3 protein-coding genes are annotated in these 5,918 nt (G+C 35.2%); all 3 read right to left on the reverse strand.

Translation table 11 applies throughout. The features are described from left to right. Nucleotides 1–449 (reverse strand): DUF2892 domain-containing protein (locus P8H68_RS07695; protein WP_300323093.1); only part of this gene is annotated, 449 nt, incomplete at its 3' end. A gap of 111 nt (nt 450–560) precedes the next feature. After that, nucleotides 561–3,860 carry a c-type cytochrome biogenesis protein CcsB gene (gene ccsB / locus P8H68_RS07700; protein ID WP_300323095.1) on the reverse strand — a complete coding sequence of 1,100 codons (3,300 nt, stop codon included), beginning with the start codon at nt 3,858–3,860 and terminating at the stop codon, nt 561–563. 1,212 nt (nt 3,861–5,072) lie between these two features. After that, nucleotides 5,073–5,918: CpsD/CapB family tyrosine-protein kinase (locus P8H68_RS07705; protein WP_300323097.1), on the reverse strand; the 846-nt coding region annotated here is incomplete at its 5' end.

The following is a 5,918-nucleotide window of genomic DNA, read 5'->3' on the forward strand; positions in this document are numbered from 1 at the left end:
TTCTTAGCTTCATTCAACAAAGTAGTTGCTTCTCTTTTTCTTCTTTTATGCATGGCAACACCTGCTAAATTTAATTTTGCCATTGCAACATCATGATCCATAGACAAACCAAGTTTCAATGCTTTTTTAAACATTTTCTCAGCTTTGGTCATGCTTGTTTGAGTTACCATCAAACCTTGTAAAAAATAATAATAAGCTTCTTGAGGTTTTCTTAAAGCAGATTCAGGATTCTTTATAAAGGCCAACCACTTTTCGGCTCCAGCCATATTTTGCTTTCTAATTTGTAAGAAGGCCAACAACAAAAATTCATTTTTGAAAAAGAAAAACACAAACACCCCTGCTAACAAAAGAATCATGATTCCATTTCCAATATTTTCATCTGCAAATTGAAACCCAGCCCAAACTGAAATTAATACTGCTATTACTATTTTGATATACTTATTAAACATTTTCTACTAATTTATTTTTAAACTAACTCATTTAGAAAGCTAAATGAAGTTGCGAATTTACATATTTTTCAAAAGAATGAAACCACTTTTTACATATTTCATTCCAATTCCTTATTTCCCTTTTTTGTAATATTTAAGATGCTTTACATAGGCTAAGATTCCTAGTACTGCAACTATCAAAATAGAATAATACACAAAACTTGGTGTTACAATTTTGTCTCCACTGGCGTAAGAATGTAATCCTGACAAGTAAAAATTCACTCCAAAGTAAGTCATCATAATAGAAGCAAAAGCATACACCGATAAAATATTATAGGTAAACCTACCTCTCAAACCAGGCACCAAACGACAGTGCAATACAAAAGCGTAAATCATAATACTTATCAAAGCCCAAGTTTCCTTTGGATCCCATCCCCAGTAACGCCCCCAACTTTCGTTGGCCCACATACCTCCAAGGAAGTTTCCTATGGTTAACATAACCAAACCTACGGTAATGGACATTTCATTGATCACCGTCAATTCATTAATGGTATTGTCTAATTTTTTCTTGTTGTTCTTGTTGGTTACAATCATTAAAACCAAAGCTAAGAGACCTAGGATCATTGCCAAGGCAAAAGGACCGTAACTCGCTACAATAATCGCTACATGAATCATCAACCAGTAAGAATTCAACACCGGAACTAAGTTTGCAATTTCCGGATCCATCCAGTTCCAATGTGCGATCATCAAAATCATAGAAGTCAAAAATGCCGTTGCAGCAATGGTCAAGGTAGAATCTTTACCAAACAACAATCCGAAAAGCATGGTTGCCCAACCCACATAGATCATAGATTCATAAGCGTTACTCCATGGAGCATGTCCACTTACAAACCATCTTGCCGCCAATCCAGCAGTATGCATGGCAAAAAACAAGATTACTATGGCAACCGAAATCTTTAACAAGACTTCTAACACCTTGCTCGTTTTAAATATCTGAATGATTACCAAAATAAACAACAACAGACCAGCGTACATGTAATATTTGAAAAGCTTTTTAAAGACATCGTATTTGTTATAAGCAATTTCAAATTTGATTTTATCATCAGAGGGATATACTGCTGCTCCATATTTTTTCTGAAAGTTTTTAACCCCTTCTAAAATTTTATCTGCCTCTTCATAATCATCCGCAATTTTAGCTTCATGTAGGGTTTGGATATATACCGGTAAAATTTGCTTTACAAAAACAGAATCAATTCCTCTAAAAGGTGCATTGTACAATTCAGGTTGTGATACCCAAGAATTATTTTCATCTTCCGGAATTGGAAATATTCTCAAGATCCCTCCTCCTATCGCAGAATACAACAAACCAACACGCTTGTCCACATTGATCACATCTTTCTGGTATTTACTTTTGATATTATTCTTCTGTGCAACTTCTACGTCTCCTTTGATTTTATACCTACCCTCATCATCAATAAAGTCAATCAAACGGGCGTATTTCTGCTTCACATCTTGTATTCCTAAAACCGTACGCAATTTATCATTTCCTCTTTCTAGGTAAATCACTGGCACCTGGAACCACAATCTTGGATTTTCTACAATCGATAAAAATACCTGATTCGCATCTAGACCATTGTAGGTATCACTTTTACTAACTTTTCTCAACAATTGAGAAGCAAAAGTATGTACTGGCTTCATTCGTCCACCTGCATCTTGAATGACCAAAGCACTAAAATCTTCAGCATGCTTTACAGATACTACGTTTGCATTTAATATAGAATCTATTTGAACCGCTGTAATTTCATTGATATGATTGCTATGTTCTTGATCTGCATTCGCATGATTATGTCCTGTATGGTCTTCTTCTGGATTTTTACCATGTGTTTCTTGTGCCTGATTGTGTCTTATAACATTCTCCTCATCGTTTGCTTTGTGCTCCTGCGCATGGTTATGACCGCTATGATCATGTCCATCATCTGCAGTATGCTCTTGTGCTCCTACTTGAAATGACAAAATTGAAATAACCGCTAAAGACAACAAGGCCTTTTTTGCTTTTATCTTTTCCAATTTATGACGTAAATAAGAAAAACGTGTATTTTTCACAAACATAATCAACATCAAACCTGCATATAATAAAAAGTAACCTGCATAGGTAATCATCGTTCCCCAATAATCATGGTTTACCGACAAACGAGTTTCTTCGTATTGTGGTGTGATATTATAACTAGATTGGAAAAATTTATAGCCTTTATAATCTAAAATATTATTCATAAACACTCTAAAATCAAAAGTCTCAGAAGGATCAATAACCGTAATCTCACTGGCATAAGACATGGCACTCTCAGACCCAGGGTATTTATCCAATTGAAAGTCTCTTAATTTTATTTGAAAAGGTAATGTGATTTCTTTGGCTCCATAAGCCACTCTAAAATTCAAACCAGCCATCTGAAACTGAACTGGGGCATTGGTTGTATACTGTCCGCCACTTACTTCAATTACTTTGGATTCATTTTTACTTGTAACCAATAATTTCATCACATTTTCAGGAAACTCATCTTTATTTCCTGTTGCCAATTGCATCGCACCTGTCAATGGCGGTTTTGGAACTACAAAACTCATTCCTGCGATATTGTGTAAAGTCAGATATTTGAATTCTGATAAGGTATCTTTTTCGATCTTTCCTCGAAGTTGATCTGCCATGCGAAGAAAAGTCCCTTCAAACATAGATTCCATTTTCAATTCGTCATTCTCATATTCAAAGTTGACAAGAGCATTCTCTTTATGCGCGAATCCAACTAAGACACCGTGAATATTTTCTATATCTCCTTTTTTGATATAATGATCATGTCTACTTCCACTGCTTGATTCTACAAAATGGATATACAAATCCCCATTGTCGCTTTCAACAAAACTGGTGGCCGCATTGGGAATATATTCTTGCAATTCAAAAGACACCTCCTGCCCTCTAAAATCAGTTTGAAAACCGTAATTATTTTTTCCCCATGAAGATAATAATATCGGATCAAACAGCACTCGCTGATCTTTATTATCATCCAAGGTTACTTTCAAATAGGTCTTATCAGAAAAAAACACATTCGAAGTCTCCCCTTCTTTGATGGGCATAATTCCTTCATAACTGATATACCTAGTGACTCCGGCACCTACCAAAATCAAGAAAAAGGATAAATGAAACAATAAGACTGACCATTTTTCCTTTTTATACAATCGATATCTGAAAATATTACCGAAGAAATTAATCGCAAACAATAGCATGATCAACTCAAACCACCAAGCATTATACACCAAAGCTTTTGCTGTTGGAGTTCCGTAATCATTTTCTATAAAAGTTGCAATTCCCATTGTTGCTGCATAGACAAGAAACAGGACTGCCATCAATCGAGTACTAAAGAGTAATGCTAAGATTTTTTTCATCAGATATGGTATCAGTCATCGATCAATATAAAACTCCTATTGACCAAATAATTCAAGTTGCAAATTTAATCAAAGTTGACTGAATAAAGTTTGTGATTTACAGAAAGTTTGGTTTTTTGGATTTGATGTTTTTGTTTTTAGAAATAAGCACTTCGACAGGCTCAGTGACCGCCTAAATCTAAATGCTCTGTCAGTGACCGCACTTTGAGGGCCTCAGTGACCGTGCTTCGACGAAGGAGAAGTGTATCAAGAACTCTGTAGATACTAACCAAAAACTTCTCGATACTAAATTATTCATTGCATTCATAATTTCACTCGAAGTGACAATTCGTTGTTCATCGTGACGATGACTTTGACTTTGCTTTTTTCTATCTTTTTTGGGTGATGTAAAAAAGATTAAAATTAGCATATTAACCATAATACAAAACTACGAATGAAGTACTACTAAAACAGCACGTTGTTTCTTTTCATTTTGTCTTGACATACTTCGACAGGCTCAGCACAAGCTCCTCAAAAAAATCAAGTCTTGATCTTTCATCGATCATTTTACAATTTAAAGACTAACCAAAAAGAACTCGAACTGCGTTCTCAAACAGCTTTTTGGTTTACGCCTTTTTCATTGAAATGATACTCGACTGCAAGATCTATGACCATACTAATGAAAAACAGTCCAATGAACTGTTATGCACTAAAACCGACTCATGCGGTTCCAAAACGTTTTATATGGTTAAGTTTCCTACGAAGATTTTCTTAGGACAGGAAAGGATAAGACAATGAATGAAATGCTGGAATGGAACTTTGTCTTAGTCTTGATCTTGGTTTTCGTCTTCGTCTTCGACCATCTTAACCTCTTGGCTCTGTCTTTGTAAGTAACCGCACTTCGACAGGCTCAGTGACCGCACCTCGACAAAGAAAAAGTGTATCGAGAACTATGCAGATATAAAACAAAAACTTCTCGATACTAAATTATTCATTTCATTCATAATTTCACTCGAAGTGACAATTGGCTGTTCACCTTGACTTTGACTTTGACCTTGACATAATCTTATGAGATTGCTTCGCTCATACTTCTCTCGCAATGACGGAACCAAAACAACTATCAAAATTACGCCCGGAGAAGAGCTCAGCCTCCCGCTATCTACCCTAAAACATCCACTGAGGGTATCAAACCCTCAAAAAAAAAGCTGAATCAATTTGATTCAGCTTTTATAATTATGCATTTGCTTTTCTTTTAAATAATTCTTTCCACCAAGGACCTTTTTCTATATGTCCATAACCATAGGCCCCATAATTTCCATAGCCATAACCTTTTTTGTAATCCGTACCATTGATCAACATGGCCATATTAGGCAAACGTTTTTCATTATACAAATTCTGAGGAACCGCCAGCAAACGTTTGTCTAGATAATTGGCACGTGTTACGTACATAAATAAATCTGCGCGATCACTGATCATTAAGGTATCGGTTACCAAATTCACAGGAGCCGTATCCACCACTATATAATCATATTCCTCTTGTACCTTAGCAAACAACTCATCTACACGTGGGTGCATCAATAACTCAGCAGGATTAGGAGGAATAATACCAGATGGAAAAATATCCAAACCTTGATGTTTTGGCAGATTAATTTTCAAATCATCCAACTCTAAGGATTCATCCATTATATAATTTGTAATTCCTTTTCCGTTGTAAACAGATATATATTCAGTAATTTTTGGTGCTCTTAAATCCATTCCCAACAGAGCTACCTTCTTACCTGATAAGGCTAAGGTACAAGCCAAATTAATAGAGACAAAAGATTTCCCCTCTCCACTTACTGTAGAAGTTAAGAAAATAGTTTTTCCTTTTTTCTTGTTAGTCGCTGTTAACATAAAATCTAAATTCGTTCTTAACAAACGAAAAGCCTCTGCTGTACTAGATCTCCCATCTTTAGTAATTACTATATTCTCTTTGGTTTCTTTCAAAGGAATATCTCCTAAAATAGGCACAGACAACATTGCTTCTAAATCTTTTCTAGTATGCAATTTATTATCTAACAAATCATCAATATAAATAAT

The sequence above is a fragment of the Flavicella sp. genome, assembly GCF_029238425.1.
Lineage (GTDB): Bacteria > Bacteroidota > Bacteroidia > Flavobacteriales > Flavobacteriaceae > Flavicella.